The organism is Clostridium sp. AF28-12 (assembly GCF_003435225.1).
Classification (GTDB): Bacteria; Bacillota; Clostridia; order Lachnospirales; family Lachnospiraceae; genus Pilosibacter; species Pilosibacter fragilis.
The window spans coordinates 1-1,250 of record NZ_QWGJ01000063.1; the positions used below are offsets into that span (position 1 = coordinate 1).

Below are 1,250 nucleotides of genomic sequence, written 5' to 3' on the forward strand. Positions count from 1 at the left end.
AAAACCGGGCTTTCCACCAAAGACTTTATCGCCCCGGACAGTTTCGATTTTCGTTTCAGCCGACTGTTCCGGGTGGGGACGACTTGGGGCGCTGCCTCCTACTTGCAGATTTTGGCCTCGGAGCTCTCGGACAAGCTGCTGGCGGAGCTTTTGGAAATGGATGCGGAAATGACCATCACCCTCCATATCCAGACCGTTGATCAGGCCGCCGCCGTAAAATCCATCAAGGCCAAAGTCTCCGACATTGACAAGATGAAAGTGGAGGAACAAAAAAAGGCAGCCCGGTCAGGGTACGACATGGACATACTCCCGCCCGACCTTGTAACGTACAGCAACGACGCAAAGACCCTTCTGGAAGATTTACAGAGCCGGAATGAAAGAATGTTCCTGCTGACCTTCCTTGTGGTAAACATGGCCCCGACCCGCCGGGAGCTGGACAATGACCTGTTCACGGTGTCGGGTATCGTCCAGAAATACAACTGCACCTTGAAGCGGCTGGACTTCCAGCAGGAGGATGGTTTTCTTTCCAGCCTTCCGCTGGGCCATAACGGCATTGAGATCAAGCGCGGCATGACGACCAGCTCCACGGCCATTTTCGTTCCCTTTATGACGCAGGAGCTCCGTATGGATGGCGAAGCCGTCTATTACGGGCTCAACGCACTTTCCCATAACGTCATCATGGCAAACCGGAAAAAGCTCAAAAACCCCAACGGCCTGTTCCTCGGCGTGCCGGGCTCCGGCAAATCCTTTGCCGCAAAGCGGGAGCTTGTGAACGTGTTTCTTGCCACAAAAGACCGCATTATCGTGGTGGACCCGATGGGCGAATACTCGCCCCTTATCAGGCGGCTGGGCGGACAGGTCATCGAGATCGCCCCGGACAGCCCCCACCACATCAACCCGATGGACATTGATTTGAGCTTCGACGAGGAAAACCCGATGGCGCTGAAAGCCGACTTTATCCTGTCGCTGATGGAGCTGATCGTCGGCGGCAAGGACGGCTTGCAGCCGGTGGAGCGTACCGTCATTGACCGCTGTGTGCGCCAGATGTACCGGGAACACTTGCAGGACCCGGAAACAAGCAAAATGCCGACCCTCCAAACCCTGTATGACCTGCTCTGTTCCCAGCCGGAGGGCGAGGCGGTGCGGCTGGCGACGGCCCTTGAAATTTATGTGTCGGGCTCTCTCAACGTATTCAACCATGAAACCAACGTGGACCTGAACCGCCGTCTGGTATGCCTTGACTTAAAAAA

Annotated in this window: 1 protein-coding gene; it reads left to right on the forward strand. The window is 55.8% G+C overall.

Annotation, left to right across the window (positions count from 1 at the left end):
- Positions 1-1,250 (forward strand): VirB4-like conjugal transfer ATPase, CD1110 family (locus tag DWY93_RS16770; protein WP_117472747.1); only part of this gene is annotated, 1,250 nt, incomplete at both ends.